Origin of the sequence: Parvularcula dongshanensis (assembly GCF_014199615.1) — a bacterium.
Classification (GTDB): domain Bacteria; phylum Pseudomonadota; class Alphaproteobacteria; order Caulobacterales; family Parvularculaceae; genus Parvularcula; species Parvularcula dongshanensis.
The window spans coordinates 133,578-151,466 of record NZ_JACHOB010000001.1 but is presented as its reverse complement, the minus strand read 5'-3'; the positions used below and the strand labels follow the sequence as shown (position 1 = coordinate 151,466).

Below are 17,889 nucleotides of genomic sequence, written 5' to 3'. Positions count from 1 at the left end.
GCTAGGGCGGCGTGGCAAGGGCTCTGCAGGGGCCTTCTTACGAGCGTAGGAGTGCCGGTTGGCGCAGACAGCGACGCAGACGGGGCAGACCCTGCGCCCGGGGCCTCGGGCCCCGCGGCCCGGCCGGAGCGGACGCGGCAAGCCTGTGGCCGCGCGCCTGGTCGAGTTCGCCTACGTCGCCCTCGTGGGCATCCTCTTGGTCCGGGTGGTCCACGCCCTAATCGCGCCGATCGAGCCCCCGGCGTCCGCGACCGAGGTCGCGACCCGGGCGCGGTTCGATGCCGACCTCGGCATCTTGTCCCGGACGGACCCCTTCGGCGGCAAGGCGGCGGCACCGGCCACGACGACGGACGCTTATGCGGGCGCTGCCGAGACGACGCTCGACCTCGAGCTCAAGGGCACGAGCGGGGGCGGGGGCATCGCCACCGTCATCATCGAGATGCCGGACGGGCGTCAGCGCGCTTTCGCCCTCGGCGACGAGATCATGCGCGGCGTGACTTTGAAGGACGTGCGTCCCCCGAACCAGGTCATCTTGAACCGCAGCGGCGTGAACGAGACGCTGACGATCGAGGGCCGCGAGGGCGGCTCTGCCGCTTCGAACGCGGCCTCGACGCCTCGTCCCCAGGCCGCCGAGGGGCCGCGCAGTCCGAGCGAGGCCCTCGCCGCGCTGACCCAGGCCTTCCAATTCCGGCCCATAGACGGGTCTTCCGGCTTCAGCGTTCATCCAGGACCCAAGCCGGGACTCTTCACCGAATCGGGCTTCGCCGAGGGGGACATCGTGACGAGCGTCGACGGCATCCCAGCCCCGTCTAACCCCGCCCAACTTCTCGAACTCATGGCAGATTTGCCACCGAGCCGCCCCTTCATCGTCACGGTCGAGCGGCAGGGCCTGCCGCTCGACGTGCCCGTAGACCTAAGCCGAGCCTTCGCTCCATGACGACGACCCGACTTCGCGGCATCGCCGCCACCCTTCTTCTCGGCACTGCGCTCCTCGCCGCGGCTCCGGCCGCAGCGCAGCAGGGCGCGGCGCTGAACTATGAGGACGCCGACCTTCGCGCGGTCGCCAACGACATCTCGATCCGCACCGGCCGGACCTTCATCATCGATCCCACGCTCGCCGGCACAGTGAACATCATCTCGCCTGCGGACGCGGACCTGACGCCGGACGAGGTCTGGGAGGTGTTCCTCGCGACCTTGCAGCTCAACGGCTTCACCGCGGTGCCGATCGGTGACCGCGAATACAAGATCGTGCGCAGCCAGCAGGCTCTGCGCGAAGGCGGCACAGGCGGGCAGGCGGTCGGCGCGGACACGGTCACGCGTCTCGTCCCGCTGCGAAACGTCGACGTGCGCGAAGCGGCGAACGCCGTGCGGGCGCTGGTCGCCGATACCGGCCTCGCGACCCCGATCACGGAGACCAACACGCTGATCGTCGCGGACACGGCGGCCAACGTCGAGCGGGTCGTGCGCCTGATCGAAGAGATGGACGTCGACAACTCGGTCGTCCGCCCGGTCAGCCTGCAGAACGCGCCGGCCTCCGAAGTGGCCGCGACGCTGACCCAGATCATCAACGAGCAGGCCGCCAACGGACGTCGGCCCGGCTCGGTCAGCGTCGTGCCGAACGACGCGACGAACCAGATCATCCTGCGCGGCAACCCGCAGGAAGTGCGCAAGTACGTGCCCATCATTCAGGAGCTCGACACCGCTGGTGCCAGCCGTGTGGGCCTCGACGCGATCTACCTGCGCCATGCGGATGCGGAGAAGGTGGTCGAGCTTCTGCGCGGCGTGCTGGGCGATCAGCTGACCGGCGGGGAGGGCGGCGGGGCTCCGGGCGTCGGCTTCGGGCCGCAGACCTCGCTCGCCTTCGACGAGGCGACCAACGCCGTCGTCGTCAACGCGCCCCCGGACACGCAGCGGCTCGTCCGCTCGATCGTCGCGCAGCTCGACATCCGCCGCCCGCAGGTCCTCATCGAGGCCATCGTGGTCGAGATCTCGAACACGACCGCCCGCGAACTCGGCGTTCAGTACCTGTCGGGCGGTGAGGGCTTCCCGGTCACCGCGGCGGCCTTCCCAGGGTCGGGGCCGAGCCTCGTCTCGGCGGCGGGGGCGGCGTACTTCCTCGGGCCCGGCAGCGATTCGATCAGCGGCGGGCGGACCGTCACGACAGAGAACGGCACCGTCATCGAGGATACGGGCAGTCAGAACCCCGCGCTCCAGTCCGTGGCGGGGTCGCTGGTCGAGGCGGCTGTCGGCCAGCTCCTGAACTTCTCGGGCTTCATCGGCGGCTTCGCCGACAGAACCGATGACGGATCGGTCTACGGCGTGCTTCTGAACGCGATCCAGTCGGACTCGCGCTCGAACATCCTAAACACGCCGTCCGTCATCGTCATGGACAACATGCCGGCCCGCCTTCAGGTCGGCCAGGAGATCCCGATCACCACGGGGCGCGCGTCCGGCGACGACTTCAACGGCGGCGTCTTCTCCTCGATCGAGCGGCAGGACATCGGCTCGATCCTCGAGGTCACGCCGCAGATCAACGAGGGCAACACGGTCCAGCTCGAGATCAACCTCGAGCTCTCCTCGATCAGCGCCTTCGCAGGGCCGAACCAGGACATCATCACGAACAAGTCCGTAGTGACGACGACGGCGGCGGCGGAGTCCGGTTCGACCTTGGTCATCGGCGGTCTGATCGGCAACAACCGCTCCAACAACGAGAGCAAGGTGCCGATCCTCGGCGACATCCCGCTGCTCGGCAACCTGTTCAAGGGACAGACGCGCGAGCAGACGGACCGGACGCTGATGATCTTCATCCGCCCGACGATCATCCGTGACCCCTTGACGGCGGACGCCGTGACGGCGCGCAAGTACGATTACGCCGCGCAGGAGCAGAACCGCGCCGACCGACGTCGCCGGGACAGCACGTCGCGAATTGAGATGCTCGAGAGCGACATCCTCGGCACCGGCGGCTACGTCGTTCCGGCGCCGCCGCGCGGCGGCGCAGAAGGAGGCTTCCCCGTCGAGGGCGAGCCTGCGCCCGAACTTGAGTAGGACCGAGCGCACCGAGGAGGCGACGTCTCCGCGTCGCTTCGCCTACGGCTTCGCCAAGGATGCGGGCGTCGTTCTTCTCGACGGGCAGGGCGGGGCGCCCGTGATCGGGGTCAAGGGCGACGCCGCCGGCGTGCCTGTCGCCGACCCCTGGGCCGTGATCGAAGCCTACAGGGCCGCGGGCGGCGCGGATGTGGAGGTGCTGCCGTCGGGCGTCTTCGAGCGCCGTCTGTCCGAGGTCTACTCCGCCGAAGGGCTCTCGTCGGCCACCTTCGAGGACGAGGGGACCGAAGACCTTTCCGCCCTGGCGGAAGGGCTGCCGGCGACTGCGGACCTTCTCGATACCGAGGACGACGCCCCGGTCATCCGGCTCATCAACGCGCTCATCGCGGAGGCCATCAAGACGCGCGCCTCGGATATTCACGTCGAGCCCTACGAGACCGCGCTCAAGATCCGCATGAGGATAGACGGCGTGATGCGCGAGGTGTTGGAACTGCCCGCGCGGATGACGCCGGTGCTGACTTCCCGCATCAAGGTCATGTCCCGCCTCGACATCGCCGAGAAGCGCGTGCCGCAGGACGGGCGCATCTCGCTCTCCATGGGCGGGCGCCTGATCGACGTGCGCGTGTCCACGCTGCCGTCGCGCTTCGGCGAGCGGGTCGTGATGCGGATCCTCGACCAGGAGCAGGCCAAGCTCGACCTCGACCTTTTGGGCATGCCGGCCGAGACGCTCCGCCGCTTTCGGACCCTCCTCAAGCGCAAGAAGGGCGTCATCCTGATCACCGGCCCCACGGGCTCGGGCAAGACGACGACGCTCTACTCGGCGCTGACCGAGCTCAAGGACGGCAACGACACCATCATGACGGTGGAGGACCCGGTCGAGTACGTGCTCGACGGCATCGCCCAGACCCAAGTGAACCCGAAGGTCGGCCTGACCTTCGCCGCAGGGCTCCGCGCGATCCTTCGTCAGGACCCGGACATCGTCCTCGTGGGGGAGGTCCGCGACGTCGAGACCGCGAAGATCGCGATGGAGTTCTCGCTGACGGGGCACCTTGCGTTGTCGACCGTCCACACCAACTCCGCCGTCGGCGCGATCACCCGGCTGCGCGACGTGGGAGTCGAGAGCTACCTCCTCTCGTCCACCGTTGCCGGCATCATGGCGCAGCGCCTGGTTCGCAAGCTGTGCGAGGCCTGCAAGGCGCCGCGCGAAGCGAGCACGGCGGAACTCGTGATGATGGGGGCGGAGGGGCCCGTAACCGTCTACGACCCGCAAGGCTGCGCCCGCTGCAACGGTACGGGCTATGAGGGCCGGATCGGGCTCTACGAGCTGGTCGTCGCCGACGAAGGCTTCAGGCAGCTCGTGCACGACGACGCGACCGAGGCCGCGATGGAACGCCACGCGTTTCAGCATGCGCAGACCTTGGCGCAGGCCGGCTGGGCCCATGCCAGGGAAGGGACCACCTCGCCCGAAGAGGTCATTCGCGTGGTCCAGGAGGTGGACGCGACGTGACGGCCTTCCGCTACGAAGCGGTCGATGCGGGCGGGCGGAAGCGGCGCGGCACGGTCGAGGCCGAGACCGCAAGGCGCGCGCGGCGCGAGGTCGCGTCGACCGGCCTGACCCTCCTGTCGCTGACGGAGGCGGGCGAGGGGTCGGGCCTGACGTTGACCCGGGCCCCGAAGACGCCGAAGCCGAGGGACGTGATCGCCGCGACGCGGCAGCTATCCGTTCTGATCGAGGCCACCCTTCCGGTCGAGGAGGCGCTCGCCGCCGTCGCCGCCCAGGCACAGGGGACGCCGATCGCGCGCGTGCTGACGCAGCTTCGCACGAGGATCGTCGAGGGCTGGAAGCTGTCGGACGCGCTCGGCGAGCATCCGCGCGCCTTCTCTTCCCTCTACAGAGGCATCGTCGCGTCGGGCGAGACCTCGGGCACGCTAGGGCCCGTTCTCGGCCGCCTCGCGGACATGCAGGAGCGGAACCGCGCGCTTCAGTCGAAGGCGATCACCGCGCTGATCTACCCCGCTGTCATCGCCCTCGTCGCGATCGTCATCGTCTGGGCACTGATGCGCTTCGTCGTGCCGAAGATGGTCGCGACCTTCGCCAGCATGGGGGCGGAACTGCCACTCCTGACGCGGATCGTCATCGGGATCTCCGACTTCCTCGGCGATTGGGGGCTCCTCCTCCTGATCGTCGTCATGGGTGCGCTGACGGCCTTCTTTCTTGCGAGGCGAAGGGCCGGTCCCCGCCTCGCCATCGACCGGACCTTCCTGCGGCTGCCGCTGATGGGTCCGCTGATCCGCGACCTCGACGCGGCGCGCTTCGCGCGGACGCTCTCGACGCTGGTCGCGGCCGGAACGCCGCTTCTCGACGGTCTTCAGGGTGCGCGGCGTACGGTGACCAACGCTTTCGTCCGAGACCGGCTCGAGGTGACGTTGACCGGCGTGCGGGAGGGGGCGGGCCTCGCGCCGGCCTTGCGCCGCGCCGAGGTCTTCGCGCCGATGATGTCGAGCATGGTGTCGGCCGGGGAGCGGTCCGGTCAGCTACCCCTCATGCTCGAAAAGACGGCCGATCAGATGGAGGCGCGCTTCGAGTCGACGAGCACCGTCGCCCTGCGCCTCCTCGAGCCTGCCGTTATCGTCACACTCGGGGCGGTGGTGCTCGTCATCGTCCTCGCTATCATGCTGCCGATCCTTCAGATCAACACCATGGTGACTCAATGACGGAACACGCCTCGACACAAAGGCTTCGTGCGGCGCGCCGCCGCCAGCGGGGCCTGACGCTGGTCGAGATCCTGGTCGTGATCGTGATCCTGGGCGTGCTCGGCGCCATCGTCGCGGTGAACGTCCTGCCCAACGTCGACCGCGCGCGAACCCAGGCCGCCGAGACCCAGATCGACAACTTCACGGCCGCGCTCCAGAGCTACTACCTCGACCACTCGACCTACCCGACGACGCAGCAGGGACTCGAGGCGCTGATCACGCCGCCCCGCGACCTGCGCACGGCGAACCGCTACCGGGAGGGCGGCTACCTCGCCGCGAACTCCGTGCCGGTCGACCCGTGGCAGCGCCCTTACGAGTACCAGTCGCCCGGCGAGTTCGGCACTTTCGACCTCTACTCCCTTGGCCGAGACGGTCAGCCAGGCGGGGAAGGCCCCGATGCGGACGTCACCAACTGGGAGTGAGCATCAGCGTGGCTTGACCCTGGTCGAGATCCTCGTGGTCATCGTGATCATGGGGATCGTCGGCGCCGTGGTCGTTCTCTCCGTGCCGCCCCGTCAGAGTTCGGCCGAGCGCGCCGCCCGGAGCTTCGCGCGCGCCGTGCCTGCCTATGCGGACCTTGCAATCGCGGGCGCGCGACCGATCGGGATGACGGGCGGCGAGGGGGTCACGATCCTGACCCGTAGAAGCAACGAGTGGCAGCCGAGCCGCTCCGAGCCGCTTCCGCCGGACGTCCGCCTGTCGCTGACGCCGGGTGGCGAGATCCTGCCTCCCGACCCGCCGTCGGAACGCACGCTGATCGTCTACACGCCGCCGGGGCAGGAGAAGGCGCCGCCTCCGCCGCCCCCGCCCGTGCTGTTCTCGCCCACGGGCGAGGTCACGCCCTTCGAAGCGCGCTTCGATGGTTTCGGCGCCGCCTGGACCGTCACGGTCGATGCGTTCGGCGAGACGGAGGTGGCCCGTGCGGAGTGAACTCAAGCGGCATCAACGCGGACTGACCCTCATCGAAGTGCTCGTCGCGCTCGCAGTGCTCGCGACCGCGATCGGCGCGATCCTCGTTCTCATGGGCAATCAGTCTCGCGGCGCTGCGGCGCTCGCCGACAACGCGCTCGCGCGGATCGTGGCGGAGAACGCCATGGTCGAGGTCGTCACGGGGGAAAGCGAACAGGAAGAGCCGCAAGGCACGCAGGAGATCGCCGGTCGGACCTTCGCCTGGCAGGCCGCGCGGGTCGCCTCGCCGATACCCGAAACGCAGCTTCTGACCGTGGAGGTCACGCGTGACCGGGGGGGGCAGGTACTCGCGACGCTCTCCACGCTGAAAGCGGTCGATCAATGAGACGGCAACGCGGCCTCACCCTGGTAGAGCTCCTCGTGGCGCTCGGCGTCTTCGGCTTCGTCAGCGCGGCGAGCGTCGGCGTGCTTACCCTCGCGGTGAACGGCCAGAGCCAGCTCGAGCTGCGTACGGACGAGGTGATGCGGCTCGAACGGGCGCGCGCGCTCCTTCGTGCCGACCTCCTTCAGCTCGCGCCGCGTCCGGTGCGCGAGGGGCCCTCGGGCAGAGAGGCCGAGGTGCCGGCCTTCGCCGGTGGGGCCGAGTTGACGCTTCCCGAGACGGCACCGGACGCGGAGGTCCTGTTCGTCCTTACCCGCGGAGGCTGGCAGAACCCGGACTCGGCCCGGCCCCGCGCGGAGCTTCAGCGCGTCACCTACCTTCTCAAGGACGATGCGCTCATCCGGCGAACCCGGCCCTTCCTCGATGCCGCCGCCGACACGCCGACGCTCGATCAGGTGCTGCTCGAGGATGTGGAGGATGCCGAGGTTGCGTTTCTGAGCGAAGGGCAGTGGCGGGACGGCTTCGCCGGCCAGGACGACGGCGCCCCCGGCCCCGACGCGCTTCGAATCGAGATGACGCTGCCCGGTTTCGGACGATTGCGGCAGGATTTCCTGGCGAGGGTCCCATGAGGGCAGGCGCGAAAGTCGAACGTCAACGCGGCGCGGCGCTTCTCGTCGTCCTCCTTCTGCTGGCGAGCGTCGCGGTGGTGGCGGTAGCGACCACCGAGCTGATGGCGCGCTCGGTCGCGCGCACCGGCGCCGCGCAGGCCCGCGACCGGGCCGTCTGGGCGCTCCTCGGCGCCGAGCAGGGGGCGGCGCTTCTCCTGAGCGAGGTCGCCAGCACGAGCGTCCACAAGGAGACGGACCCGTGGCTGGCGGCACCCCTCACATTGCCTTTGCCGAGCGGCGTCGTTCGCGCCCGCTTCGAGCCGGTGGCGTGCTTCAACGTGAACAGCGTCGTCCAGGCGGGGGAGGGCGGCTATGCTAGCCCTGGCCTCGGACTTCAGGGCTTCGCCGACCTCGTCGAGGCCTTGGGCGGCTACGGTCCCGGGGCGACCGTCCTGGCCGAGGCGGCGGGGGACTTCATCGACGCGGACGACGCGCCCGGGCCGGGCGGGGCCGAGGACTACGATTATACCCGCCGCCCCGTGCCCTACCGGACGGCGGGGCGCCTGCTCGCCGACCCCTCAGAGCTTCGGGCGGTGGCGGGATGGGACGCGGATACCTACCGCGCGCTGCGTCCCTACCTCTGCGCCCTGCCGACCGTCGAGCCGGCCTCGGTGAACGTCAACACGCTTCGGCCCGAGGACGCGCCGATCCTTCGCGCCCTTCTCGGCAACGCGCTTCCGATGCGGGAAGTCGAGCGCCTGATCGAACGGCGTCCGGCCTCCGGCTACGACAGTGCGGGGGCCTTCATGGCTCAGCCTGCCCTGTCGACGCTGCCGCCGTCACCGGGCAGCGCCAATCTTGCCACGACATCGTCTCTGGTCTCACTGACGGCGACCGTCCAAGAGGCGGGGCAGGAGCTGACTATGGTAACACTGTTCTACCTGCCCTCGGGCGGCACGCCCGAGGTCCTGGCGAGGCGGTTCGGCGCGTCGTGACCAGGCGTCTCGTTCTTCTGATGGGCCGGACGCCCGAAGCGCCGCTGCGTTGGGCGGTCGGCAGCGACGGCGAGCTCGGCGGCGCGGGCTTGGCACAAGACCTCGCCGCGCTGCCCGATCCGTTGCCGGCGTACGACGTCCTATGCGTCGTCCTGCCGGGCGAACGGGTCGCGACGCGGCGGCTGGCCCTTCCGGTGCGCGGAGAGCGCCAGCTCGAAGCGGCTGCCCGGCTCGCCTTCGAGGACGTACTCGCCGAGCCTGCCGCGGGGTTCGACCTCGCCTGGAGCGAACCGGACCCGCAAGGAAAGCGCCTCGTCTCCGCCGCCCCCAGGGATTGGCTCGAGACTTGGATGGCGGCGCTCGCGCCCCTCGACCCCGACCTCGTGGTCGTCGATCACGCCGCGCTTCATGCGGACAGCTATGACGGCGTCGTCCTGCGCGAGCGCGGCCGGATCGCCGCCTGCCTGCCTGGCGGCGGCTTCACCGGGCAGGAGGCCTTCGCAGGCCCGCTCGTCCGGCGCCTCGCGGGCGAGGCCTCGCTTCTCTCCGTGCGCATCGGTCCTTCCGGTGAGCAGATCGGCTCCGAGAGCCTGGTTCTGGCCGACGAGCGCGCGCTCGGCGCCTTCTACCTGACGGCACTCGGTCAGGAGACCCCGCCGTCCTTCCGTCGCGGCCGCTATCAGAAGCGCAAGGAGCGGGTCGGCGTCTCCACCTGGAAGCTGGCCGGCTCCCTCATCGCGGCCTGCCTCGCGCTGTGGCTCGTCGGCGACCTTTTCTACGGCCTACGATACGCTGGCGCGGCGAGCGATCTGCGCCAGCAAGCCGAAGTGCGCTTCGTAGAGGCTTATCCGGGGACCAGGATTCTCGACCTCGAGCGCCAGGCGCGCGCTCGCGCTCAGGCGCCGGGCGGCTCGACTTTCCTACCCTTGACGGCAGCCTTGACCGCGGCCCTCGAGGAGGCCGGAAGCGTCGAGTTGCAGGGCCTCACCTACGCCCAAGGTGGCGCACTGGTCGCGGATCTGCGCTACAGCGACTTCGGTGAGCTGGAGCGCCTGACCGAGGCGTTGCGGGCCCGCGGCGTCCGAGCGCAGGAAGGATCGAGCCCCCGGCGCGAGGATGGCGCCTACGTCGACCGCCTGACTTTGGAGGCCTCGTCGTGAGAAGCATACCGCTCGAACCGATCAAGAGCCGCTACGCCTCGCTCAGCGCGCGAGAACAGCGGCTGGTTCAGATCGCCGCCGTTCTGATCGGCCTCCTCCTCTTCTTCATGCTGATCTTCGGGCCGATCCAGCGGCTCAAGTCGAGCGGGAGAGCGGAGTTTGCGGCCGCCGCAGAGACCCGCGCGCTCGTCGAGCAGGCGAGCCGAAGCGGGACGCGCGGCCCGGTCAGCGGCGAACCTCTGCGTGCCGTCCTGGAGCAGACGTCGGGGCAGGCGGGCATCGTCATCGCACGCTACGACTTCGAAGCGGGCGAAGACGCAGTCGACCTGTCGGTCCAGGACACGGGCGCGACGAGCCTTCTTACCTGGCTGACGACCCTGTCGGAGCAGCACGGCGTCGTCGTACGCGAGGGTTCGATTCGCGCCACGGGTGACGAAGGGCTCGTAACCGCCAGGCTTACCTTGGAGCGGTCCTCTTGAGGTGGCTTCTGATCCTCCTCTGTGCGGTTCTGGCGGCCCTGATCGTCGGGATCGCCCTTCTTCCGCTCTCCTTGGCCCTCGCCGTTGCGAACGCGCCGGTCGAAGGCGACCCCGACGGGACGGTCTGGAACGGGCGGATCGAAAACGCGCGTGTCCAGGGGCTGACCCTCGGAACGCTCGGTATCCGGCTTCACGCTCTTCCGCTCTTGAGCGGCGCGGTCCGCGGCGATGTCACTGCGGGGGGACCCCTGGGGACGGGCGGAGCCCGCCTCAGCCGGGAAGGCGACACCACCGTGGTGACGAAGCTCGACGCGTCGGTCGAGCTCTCGGCGCTCGCGTTCCGAGACGCCTTCGGCCAGCCCTTGACCGGCACGGCGGCCCTGCGCAGCGAGGAGCTCGTCCTTTCGGACGGCGGTTGCCGGTCCGGCGAGTTGACCGTCAGCACCGACCTTCTGCGCGCGGCTGCGCGTGCCTATGGCGGGACGGGCTTCGACCTTGATGGGACGGGGCAGTGCCGGGACGGCGTTCTCACCTTGCCTCTATCGGGCAGCGGGGCCGACGGCGAGGGTTCGGCCTATCTGCGACTTTCGCCCGGCCGCTACGTCACCGAACTGACCCTACGTCCCACCGACCCCGCCGTCGGGCACGCCCTAACCGCTTACGGCTTCACGAGAGGGCAGGGCGGCTATACCCTCGTCACGAGAGGCAGCTTCTGACGTCCATGCGCCGTATCCTTCCCCTTCTCCTGATCTTGGCTGCCTGCGCGACGGGCACGCAGACCACCCCTGGGCGCTCGGCCCGGCAGGGCCCGCTTCTCGCACAGTCCGAAGCGCCCGACCCCGGGCCGCTCGAGGACGTCGACATCCCGCCGGGCCGCTGCGGCCTGATCCTGTGGACCCGCGCAGGCGCGAGCGCCGTGCCGATCTTCCGCTCGATCGACGATGGAAGCGCGAGCATGGTGATTGAAGGCGAGCGCGTCGCGCTGAACCTCGTCGGCAGGGGCGGCGAGACCCGCCTCGGCATTCCCGCCATCCAACGCTTCGACGGCGTCCTCTCTACAGCGGGCCCTGTCCAGGTGAGCGTGGAGAGCCGTTGGGGGGAGGCCTTTCCCGCCGGCGCCTATGTCAGCAGTGCGGCCGTCACGGTGGCGGGGGCGGATGGTTGGTCGCGGGTCGTCCCCACGGCCGGCATCGCGGGTTGCAAGCCTTGAGCGGCGGACATGCGCATAGCCATGACGGGCATGACCACGCGGATGGCCACGACCACGGCCTGACCGACGCCTCCCGCCTCCGCGTCGCGCTCCTCGTCATCGCCGGCTTCATGGTCGTGGAGGTCGTCGGCGGCCTGTTGTCGGGCTCGCTCGCCCTGATCGCGGACGCAGGGCACATGGCGACGGACGCCATCGCGCTCGCCCTCGCGCTCGGCGCCAAGTGGCTGGCGCAGAAACCGGTGACGCCGAGCTTCCCCTTCGGCCTCAAGCGGGCGCAGGTCCTTGCAGCCTTCGTCAACGGCCTCGGCCTCTTCGTCCTCATTGGCTTCCTGCTGTGGGAATCGGTGAAGCGCCTCGCCGAGCCGCCCGAGATCGGCAGCACCTTGATGCTCGTCGTCGCGGTGCTCGGCCTTCTCGCGAACATCATCGCCTTCTTCGTCCTGCACGGCGGCGACCGTCACGACGTCAACATGCGCGGGGCGATCCTGCATGTGATCGGCGACATCTTGGGGTCGGTCGCGGCCATCGTCTCGGCAGTCGTCATCGCGACCACGGGCTGGCTCTACGCGGACCCGCTCGTCACCTTGCTCGTCTCCGCTCTCATCGCCCGGTCCGCCTGGCAGCTGACGCGCGAGACGGCGCACGTCCTCCTGCAGGGCGCGCCCGAGACCGTGGACACGACCGAGATGCGAGCCGTCCTGCTCGACGCGGCACCGGACGCCACCGACATCCATGACTTCCGGCTTTGGATGCTGACGCCCGCAGAGCGGGAGCTGTCCATGCATGTGACGGTCCGCGACCCCGCCTGCGCGAACGCGACCTTGATGACGCTCAAGAAGGTGCTGTCCGAGCGCTACGGCATCACGCACTCCACGATCCAGATGGATGCCGGGCGCGGAGAGGTGGTGCCGTTCTGCATGGACGCCGAGGCGCAGACCGCCTGAGTCCATTTGCCCCGGGTCGCGGCCTCGGCTATCCCGAGCCGATGAGCACTTACCTCGACTTCGAGAAGCCGATCGCCGAGCTTCAGGGCCGTATCGACGAGCTGCGCGCGATCGAAGGCGGCGATGGCCAGGTCGACGTCTCCGATGAGATCGCGAAGCTCGAGGAGAAGGCCGACAAGCTCCTCGTCTCGACCTATCAGAGCCTCGACCGCTGGAAGAAGACGCAGGTAGCGCGGCATCAGGCGCGCCCGCACTTCTCGGACTACGCGGCGAGCCTCGCGAGCGAGTTCACGCCGCTCGCCGGCGACCGGACGTTCGGCGAGGACGCGGCGATCCTGGGTGGGCCCGCCCGTCTTCGCGGAAGGCCGGTCATGCTGATCGGGCACGAGAAGGGCAACGATACGCAGACCCGCCTGCACCACAACTTCGGCATGGCGCGCCCCGAGGGCTACCGTAAGGCGATCCGGCTCGTGGACATGGCCGAGCGCTTCGGCCTGCCGATCGTTACCCTGGTCGATACGCCCGGCGCCTATCCCGGCCTCGGTGCCGAGGAGCGCGGTCAAGCCGAGGCCATCGCCCGGTCGACGGCTCGTTTCCTGGAGGCGCGCGTGCCGATCGTCTCCGTCATCGTCGGCGAGGGCGGCTCGGGCGGGGCCGTGGCGCTCGCCGCGGCGAACCGCGTCCTCATGCTAGAGCATGCTGTCTACTCGGTCATCAGCCCCGAGGGTTGTGCCTCGATCCTGTGGAAGGACGCCCAGGGCAAGGGAGAGAACAAGGCACCCGATGCGGCCGAGGCCATGCGGATCTCCGCGCAGGATCTCCTCGAGCTCGGCGTGATCGACAGCGTGATCGAGGAGCCCGTCGGCGGCGCACACCGCGACCCGGTCGCAACGATCCAGCACCTTGGCGACGCGATATGCGAGCAACTCGATTCGCTCGCTGCGCTCTCGCCCGAGGCCGTCATGACCGAACGGCGCGAGAAGTTCCTCGCGATCGGCCGCAGCGGTCTCGCTTAAGCGTCAAGCACGGTCAAGAGACGGCGCAGGACCTGTGCCGCGGTGGCAGGCTTGGCGAGGACGGCCGCACCGATCTCGCTGACGAGTTCGCCCTTCCGGTCGAGGTCGCCGCTATGCACGAGGATGGGCACGCCCAACTGGGTTAGCGCCCTCGCGATCGGCAGGCAGGTCGACGTCGCGCTGAGCGTGACGTCGAGGATTGCGGCATCGAAAGCTTGCCCGTCCAGCGCCGCGAGGCCGCGAGCGAGCGTGCGCGCGTAGCAGACCTCCGCGCCCGCTTCGACGAAGGCCGCCTTCAGCTCCACCGCTATGAGCACCTCGTCCTCGACGACGAGGATGCGAAGCCCGGACAACAGATCCTTATGATCGGCCGTCCGCTCCGAAGCGACGTGGCCCGGCGCCAAAAGTCTTGAAGCCGCGATCATCATCTGCGCCTTCCCTTTCCATATCAGGACGCGAGCGGGAGTCTGATCGTGGCTTCGAGCCCGGCGCGCTTCCATTCGTACTCGATCTGCCCGTCCGCAGCGTGAAGCAGGCTCGTGACGATGTTGCCACCGAGCCCTGTCCGCGTCGGCGCTTCAGTTACCAACGGGCCTCCCCGCTCTCGCCAGGAGAGAATCAGCAGCTCCCCTCCCTGTTCGGCTGGGTCCGGTTCGATCCGCCAGGACAGGAGGACCCGGCCCGTCTCGCCTGCGTCCTCACGTAGCGCACCGTACTTGGTGGCGTTGATCGACAGTTCGTGCAGCGTCAGGGCCAGCATCGAGACCGCGTTCGACGTCAGCCGGACCTCGGGCCCCGCGAAGGCGATCCGTTCGGCGTCCGCATACGGCGTCAGCACGGTTGCGAGCATGGGACCAAGGTTCACGAGCTCGGCGCCGGACGCGCTGTCGAGCGTCGCTTCATGGGCGCGGCCGAGTGCCATGAGGCGGCCCGAGATCTTTTCCGATGCCTCGGTTGCGCTGCTCGCGCTGCGTCCGGTCATGTGAACGATCGCGTTGATGACCGAGAACATGTTCTTCATCCGGTGGGAAAGCTCGCGCGCCATCATCTTGGCGTGCAGCTCGTCCGCCCTCGCGGCGTGAACGTCGGTCACGTCCCACTGGGATCCGAAGAAGTACATCAGCTCCCCGTCGTCATCGTAGATCGGACCGAGGTGGAGCGCGTTCCAGAAGGGCGTTCCGTCCTTACGGTAGTTCACCAACTCCGTGACGATGACGTCGCGGCGCGCGAGCGCGTCCTTGATCTCGGCGACACGATCCGGGTTCGTATCGGCGCCCTGAAGGAATCGGCAGTTCCGGCCGAGAACCTCTTCGAGCGCATAGCCAGTCAGATCACAGAACGCCCGGTTGGCGAAGACGATCGGCATGTCTGCCCGCCGCGGGTCCGATAGGCAGACAGCCATGCGCGTCTGGACCATCGCCTGCTCGAACATGATGCCGGACGCACCGGCAAAACCGTCCGCACTCCCGCGTGGTACGTAGCGCGCGGATCCGGGGCGTTCGGCCTGATCGTAATCGTCGGTCAAGGGCAATTCCGCACGGGTCTACATGCCGTTAGCACGAAATCGAGCGACCGTCCCGCCCTTCAACTCACCCGGGTTGGTTCGCGATGACGAAGAAGTAGACGAGGAACAACACGATCGCCGTGAGGATGGTCGAGATGATGAAGGTGCGCCACTGCCAGCGGCGGTTCTCTCCCTCTCGGGCGTCGGTCGGGTTGACTTCTCTCTTCATTGACAGCTCCTGCGCCTATTCGTTCTCGCGAGTAGTTAGACCGCGTCGGCGCGGCGTCACGTTGACGACCGGTCACAGGCTTGCCAGCCTCCGGTCGCGGGGTTGCGGAGCTTGATGATGCGAACGGAGCGGCGGTGATGGGCGCTGGAGACTTGATAGCGCTCGCCTCCGTCCTCGGCGCCGTCGCGCTGATCGCAGGGCTCGCATTCCTGTTCCTTCGCCTGGTGGCGAAGGTGCCGGGCAGCCCCGCCGCCGGGGGGACGCCGATACGCGTGCTCCGCTCCGTCGCCGTCGGACAGCGCGAACGGGTGACGCTCGTTACCTATCGCGGTGAGGTCTTCATGCTCGGCGTGAGCGCCGGCGGCGTCAGCCTCCTCGCGCGGATGGAAGAGGCGCCGGAACTCGAAGTCGCGGCTCCGGCGACGCCATGGCTTGCCGATCAGTTCAAGCTCGCCATGCGCCGCGCACAGAAGGCGGAGCGGGAGGAGACGGCGAGCTCCTCCGGATCAGGCGGCCTCTAAGAAGGCGTCGAACATCACCATGGACCATAGGGCCTGGCCGTAGTCGGCGCGACCGCGCTTGTGTGCCTTGGCGCAGCGCGCGACTGCAGCCTCATCGAAGAAGCCACTGTCGCGCCACGACGTCCTCGCGAGGAGCGCGTCGGCGAGGTGTCCGCCCCCGGCCCCGAACCGCGCCAGGGCGGACGTGACGGCGCGTGGACGCGGCGCATCGAGCTGGGCTTCTGTCATCCGATCGGCGAGTGCCGTCCGGAGAAGGACCTTTCCGCTCTCCTGCCATCGGAGCGTACGGGGCAGGCTCGCGGCGAAGGTGGCGAGTTCCGGATCGAGGAAGGGGGAGCGGCGTTCGAGGCCATGCGCCGCCGACAGGCGGTCCGCCTTCATGAGCGTGCGCCCCGGCAACCATGTAGCGATGTCGGCAGCCTGCGCTCGGAGCAGAGGCTCGTCGGTGCCGGCCTCTTCGAAGACCCGTGCGATGTGCCGCGAGGGGTCGACCTCGCGAAGCCCGGGGGCGAGCAGGGCGCGCGCGCGGCGGGGCGGAACGAGGAACACGCTTCGGGCGTAGGCCGCGGCGGCCGGCTCGGCCGCACCCCGGAGGACGGCGCCAGGCGTCAACGGCCCCAGAATGGAACCCAGACCGCCGAAGAAAGGCCGGGCCAGGGCGCTCGGCATGCCGCCGCGCAACCGCCCCTCCGCCTGGGCCTGGCCGTAACGGTCGTAGCCTGCGAACATCACATCGGCCCCGCTGCCCGACAAGACGACGGCGACGTGGCGGCGCGCGAGGCGGCAAGCGAGGTATGCGGGCACGGCCGAGCTGTCCGCGAAGGGTTCGCCGAATAGCCGAGCGACCTCCGGGAGGACCGACTCCACATCGAGCTCGCTGTTGTCGGTATGATAGTCCGCTCCGTAGAGCGCCGCCGCCTGCGCCGCCGCTTCGCGTTCGCCGCCCGTCGCGCCGGTGCCCAAGGCACAGACCGTCGCGCGGGCGCCGTTCAGCGCCATCGAGGACGCAATCGCTGCACCGGTCGCATCGCCTGACAGGAGGACCCCGACCGGCACGTCGGCAACGCGCTGCCGTGCGACTGCCCGATCGAGGCGTTCGAGAAGCGTATGCGCGGCGTGGTCCGGGTCGATCGCGGCTTCGCGCTGGTCGAGCTTGAACCAGCGGCGGGGCGCCGCCAGCGGTTGGCCGCGGCGTGCCGTGAGCGCGTGTCCGGCAGGCAGCCTCCTCACGGTGCTGTAGATCGTTCCGGGGTCGGGTACGTATCCGTACGCCAGGTAGTCGGCGACGGCCTCGCCGTCGATCAGCGCCGCGATCAGCCCAGTGGCGAGGAGCGCGCCGAGCTCGGAGGCGAAGAGGAGTAAGCCGTCCCGCGTCTCGGCGTAGTAGAGCGGCTTTTCGCCGAACCGGTCGCGAACGAGGAGAAGGCTGTCTTCGCGGGGATTGTAGGCCGCGAAGGCGAACATGCCGATCAGGGCCGGAAGCGCGTCCGGCCCGCGAAGGTCCACGAGTTCGGCCAGAACCTCGGTGTCACACCGCGTCCGTAGAGTCCGTCCCGCCCGGGCGAGCTCGGCGCGAAGCTCGGCGTGGTTGTAGATCTGTCCGTCGAAAGCGATCGTGGTTCGACCGCCGCCCGAAGTGAAGGGCTGCTCTCCCCCGGGGCCGGGCGCGGTCACGGCGAGCCTTCGGTGACCGAGTGCCAGTCCCGGGGCGAGGTGCCGCCCCTGACCCGCAGGTCCGCGGTGCGCGAGGGCGTCCGTCATCCGCTTCAGAAGACCGGGATCCAGCTCGCGCTCCCCCCGTAGGTCGAAGATACCCGCGATCCCTCCCATGACTCAGACCGCTCCCGGCCGGTTCGGAACGGTCGCGGCAGGTCGCGTCGAAGCTGGAGGGAGAGCAGATGGACCCATCGCTGCAGCGTCGCGCAGTTTCATGAAGAACGGGTGAGCGCGTTGAGACGATACCCGCTGAGCGAGCAAAATGCGCATTCGATGGCGCATTCGGCGTTCGAGGGTTGGCAGACGCCCCCCGAGCGTCGAACATGGACCAAAACGAGGCGGCGCTTCGAGGGCCGCTCTGGGAGGCAACACCTTTGATTCGTTCGAGCTTGAGGCTCTTCATTGGCCTCGCTTGCT

20 protein-coding genes are annotated in these 17,889 nt (G+C 69.2%); 16 read left to right on the top strand and 4 right to left on the bottom strand.

Going from position 1 to position 17,889, the window contains the following annotated elements:
- The first annotated feature begins 58 nt into the window (after positions 1-58).
- From GGQ59_RS00630 to GGQ59_RS00560, 15 genes are read left to right on the top strand one after another with little or no spacing between them, the layout of a single operon-like run.
- Positions 59-937, top strand: a complete 879-nt coding sequence (locus tag GGQ59_RS00630; protein ID WP_183814870.1) for a type II secretion system protein N — start codon at positions 59-61, stop codon at positions 935-937.
- Positions 934-3,045 (top strand): type II secretion system secretin GspD, encoded by a 2,112-nt coding sequence (gene gspD / locus GGQ59_RS00625; RefSeq protein WP_183814868.1) that lies wholly within the window; start codon positions 934-936, stop codon positions 3,043-3,045. The genes GGQ59_RS00630 and gspD overlap by 4 nt, the downstream gene beginning before the upstream one ends.
- Positions 3,038-4,552, top strand: coding sequence for a GspE/PulE family protein (locus GGQ59_RS00620; protein WP_183814866.1), 1,515 nt, complete (start codon positions 3,038-3,040; stop codon positions 4,550-4,552). The genes gspD and GGQ59_RS00620 overlap by 8 nt, the downstream gene beginning before the upstream one ends.
- Complete coding sequence (gene gspF / locus GGQ59_RS00615; RefSeq protein WP_183814864.1) at positions 4,549-5,760, top strand: type II secretion system inner membrane protein GspF; 1,212 nt, start codon at positions 4,549-4,551, stop codon at positions 5,758-5,760. The genes GGQ59_RS00620 and gspF overlap by 4 nt, the downstream gene beginning before the upstream one ends.
- On the top strand, positions 5,757-6,221 hold the full coding sequence (gene gspG, locus GGQ59_RS00610; RefSeq protein ID WP_183814862.1) for a type II secretion system major pseudopilin GspG: 465 nt from the start codon (positions 5,757-5,759) through the stop codon (positions 6,219-6,221). Before gspF ends, gspG begins: the two co-directional genes overlap by 4 nt.
- Positions 6,196-6,729, top strand: a complete 534-nt coding sequence (locus GGQ59_RS00605) for a prepilin-type N-terminal cleavage/methylation domain-containing protein (RefSeq protein WP_281373680.1) — start codon at positions 6,196-6,198, stop codon at positions 6,727-6,729. The genes gspG and GGQ59_RS00605 overlap by 26 nt, the downstream gene beginning before the upstream one ends.
- Complete coding sequence (gspI, locus tag GGQ59_RS00600) at positions 6,719-7,093, top strand: type II secretion system minor pseudopilin GspI (protein WP_183814858.1); 375 nt, start codon at positions 6,719-6,721, stop codon at positions 7,091-7,093. The genes GGQ59_RS00605 and gspI overlap by 11 nt, the downstream gene beginning before the upstream one ends.
- Complete coding sequence (gene gspJ / locus GGQ59_RS00595; protein ID WP_183814856.1) at positions 7,090-7,719, top strand: type II secretion system minor pseudopilin GspJ; 630 nt, start codon at positions 7,090-7,092, stop codon at positions 7,717-7,719. The genes gspI and gspJ overlap by 4 nt, the downstream gene beginning before the upstream one ends.
- On the top strand, positions 7,716-8,693 hold the full coding sequence (gene gspK / locus GGQ59_RS00590; RefSeq protein ID WP_183814854.1) for a type II secretion system minor pseudopilin GspK: 978 nt from the start codon (positions 7,716-7,718) through the stop codon (positions 8,691-8,693). Before gspJ ends, gspK begins: the two co-directional genes overlap by 4 nt.
- Positions 8,690-9,853 carry a type II secretion system protein GspL gene (gspL, locus tag GGQ59_RS00585; RefSeq protein ID WP_183814852.1) on the top strand — a complete coding sequence of 388 codons (1,164 nt, stop codon included), beginning with the start codon at positions 8,690-8,692 and terminating at the stop codon, positions 9,851-9,853. The genes gspK and gspL overlap by 4 nt, the downstream gene beginning before the upstream one ends.
- Positions 9,850-10,332: a type II secretion system protein GspM gene (gene gspM / locus GGQ59_RS00580; protein ID WP_183814850.1), complete on the top strand. Its 483-nt coding sequence runs from the start codon at positions 9,850-9,852 to the stop codon at positions 10,330-10,332. The genes gspL and gspM overlap by 4 nt, the downstream gene beginning before the upstream one ends.
- The gene (gene gspN / locus GGQ59_RS00575; protein WP_183814848.1) at positions 10,329-11,048 is read left to right on the top strand and encodes a type II secretion system protein N; all 720 of its coding nucleotides are present in this window, start codon (positions 10,329-10,331) and stop codon (positions 11,046-11,048) included. The genes gspM and gspN overlap by 4 nt, the downstream gene beginning before the upstream one ends.
- A gap of 5 nt (positions 11,049-11,053) precedes the next feature.
- Positions 11,054-11,542, top strand: a complete 489-nt coding sequence (locus GGQ59_RS00570) for a hypothetical protein (RefSeq protein ID WP_183814846.1) — start codon at positions 11,054-11,056, stop codon at positions 11,540-11,542.
- Positions 11,539-12,486, top strand: coding sequence for a cation diffusion facilitator family transporter (locus tag GGQ59_RS00565; RefSeq protein ID WP_183814844.1), 948 nt, complete (start codon positions 11,539-11,541; stop codon positions 12,484-12,486). Before GGQ59_RS00570 ends, GGQ59_RS00565 begins: the two co-directional genes overlap by 4 nt.
- 41 nt (positions 12,487-12,527) lie before the next feature.
- Positions 12,528-13,502, top strand: coding sequence for an acetyl-CoA carboxylase carboxyltransferase subunit alpha (locus tag GGQ59_RS00560; protein WP_183814843.1), 975 nt, complete (start codon positions 12,528-12,530; stop codon positions 13,500-13,502).
- On the opposite strand, the gene GGQ59_RS00555 is transcribed toward GGQ59_RS00560, so the two are convergent.
- The 3 genes from GGQ59_RS00555 to GGQ59_RS00545 form a co-directional block, all read right to left on the bottom strand.
- On the bottom strand, positions 13,499-13,930 hold the full coding sequence (locus tag GGQ59_RS00555) for a response regulator (RefSeq protein ID WP_183814842.1): 432 nt from the start codon (positions 13,928-13,930) through the stop codon (positions 13,499-13,501). The genes GGQ59_RS00560 and GGQ59_RS00555 overlap by 4 nt on opposite strands.
- A gap of 20 nt (positions 13,931-13,950) precedes the next feature.
- Positions 13,951-15,027, bottom strand: coding sequence for a PAS domain-containing protein (locus GGQ59_RS00550; RefSeq protein ID WP_246408216.1), 1,077 nt, complete (start codon positions 15,025-15,027; stop codon positions 13,951-13,953).
- Between the two features lie 64 nt (positions 15,028-15,091).
- Complete coding sequence (locus tag GGQ59_RS00545; protein ID WP_183814841.1) at positions 15,092-15,235, bottom strand: hypothetical protein; 144 nt, start codon at positions 15,233-15,235, stop codon at positions 15,092-15,094.
- 137 nt (positions 15,236-15,372) lie between these two features.
- Between GGQ59_RS00545 and GGQ59_RS00540 the strand changes: the two genes are divergently transcribed.
- Positions 15,373-15,756: a FliO/MopB family protein gene (locus GGQ59_RS00540; RefSeq protein ID WP_183814840.1), complete on the top strand. Its 384-nt coding sequence runs from the start codon at positions 15,373-15,375 to the stop codon at positions 15,754-15,756.
- Here the strand turns inward: GGQ59_RS00540 and asnB are convergent.
- Positions 15,742-17,586, bottom strand: a complete 1,845-nt coding sequence (gene asnB, locus GGQ59_RS00535) for an asparagine synthase (glutamine-hydrolyzing) (RefSeq protein ID WP_183814839.1) — start codon at positions 17,584-17,586, stop codon at positions 15,742-15,744. The two genes, GGQ59_RS00540 and asnB, sit on opposite strands and share 15 nt — an antisense overlap.
- Positions 17,587-17,889: the final 303 nt, after the last annotated feature.

Excerpts from the sequence above, each read along its gene's own strand:
- GGQ59_RS00605 (WP_281373680.1), top strand. The coding sequence starts at position 6,196 with ATGCGGACGTCACCAACTGGGAGTGAGCATCAGCGTGGCTTGACCCTG.
- gspJ (WP_183814856.1), top strand. The coding sequence starts at position 7,090 with ATGAGACGGCAACGCGGCCTCACCCTGGTAGAGCTCCTCGTGGCGCTC.
- GGQ59_RS00545 (WP_183814841.1), bottom strand. The coding sequence starts at position 15,235 with ATGAAGAGAGAAGTCAACCCGACCGACGCCCGAGAGGGAGAGAACCGC.
- GGQ59_RS00570 (WP_183814846.1), top strand. The coding sequence starts at position 11,054 with ATGCGCCGTATCCTTCCCCTTCTCCTGATCTTGGCTGCCTGCGCGACG.
- GGQ59_RS00540 (WP_183814840.1), top strand. The coding sequence starts at position 15,373 with ATGGGCGCTGGAGACTTGATAGCGCTCGCCTCCGTCCTCGGCGCCGTC.
- gspG (WP_183814862.1), top strand. The coding sequence starts at position 5,757 with ATGACGGAACACGCCTCGACACAAAGGCTTCGTGCGGCGCGCCGCCGC.
- GGQ59_RS00560 (WP_183814843.1), top strand. The coding sequence starts at position 12,528 with ATGAGCACTTACCTCGACTTCGAGAAGCCGATCGCCGAGCTTCAGGGC.
- GGQ59_RS00555 (WP_183814842.1), bottom strand. The coding sequence starts at position 13,930 with ATGATGATCGCGGCTTCAAGACTTTTGGCGCCGGGCCACGTCGCTTCG.
- gspD (WP_183814868.1), top strand. The coding sequence starts at position 934 with ATGACGACGACCCGACTTCGCGGCATCGCCGCCACCCTTCTTCTCGGC.
- gspK (WP_183814854.1), top strand. The coding sequence starts at position 7,716 with ATGAGGGCAGGCGCGAAAGTCGAACGTCAACGCGGCGCGGCGCTTCTC.
- asnB (WP_183814839.1), bottom strand. The coding sequence starts at position 17,586 with ATGGGAGGGATCGCGGGTATCTTCGACCTACGGGGGGAGCGCGAGCTG.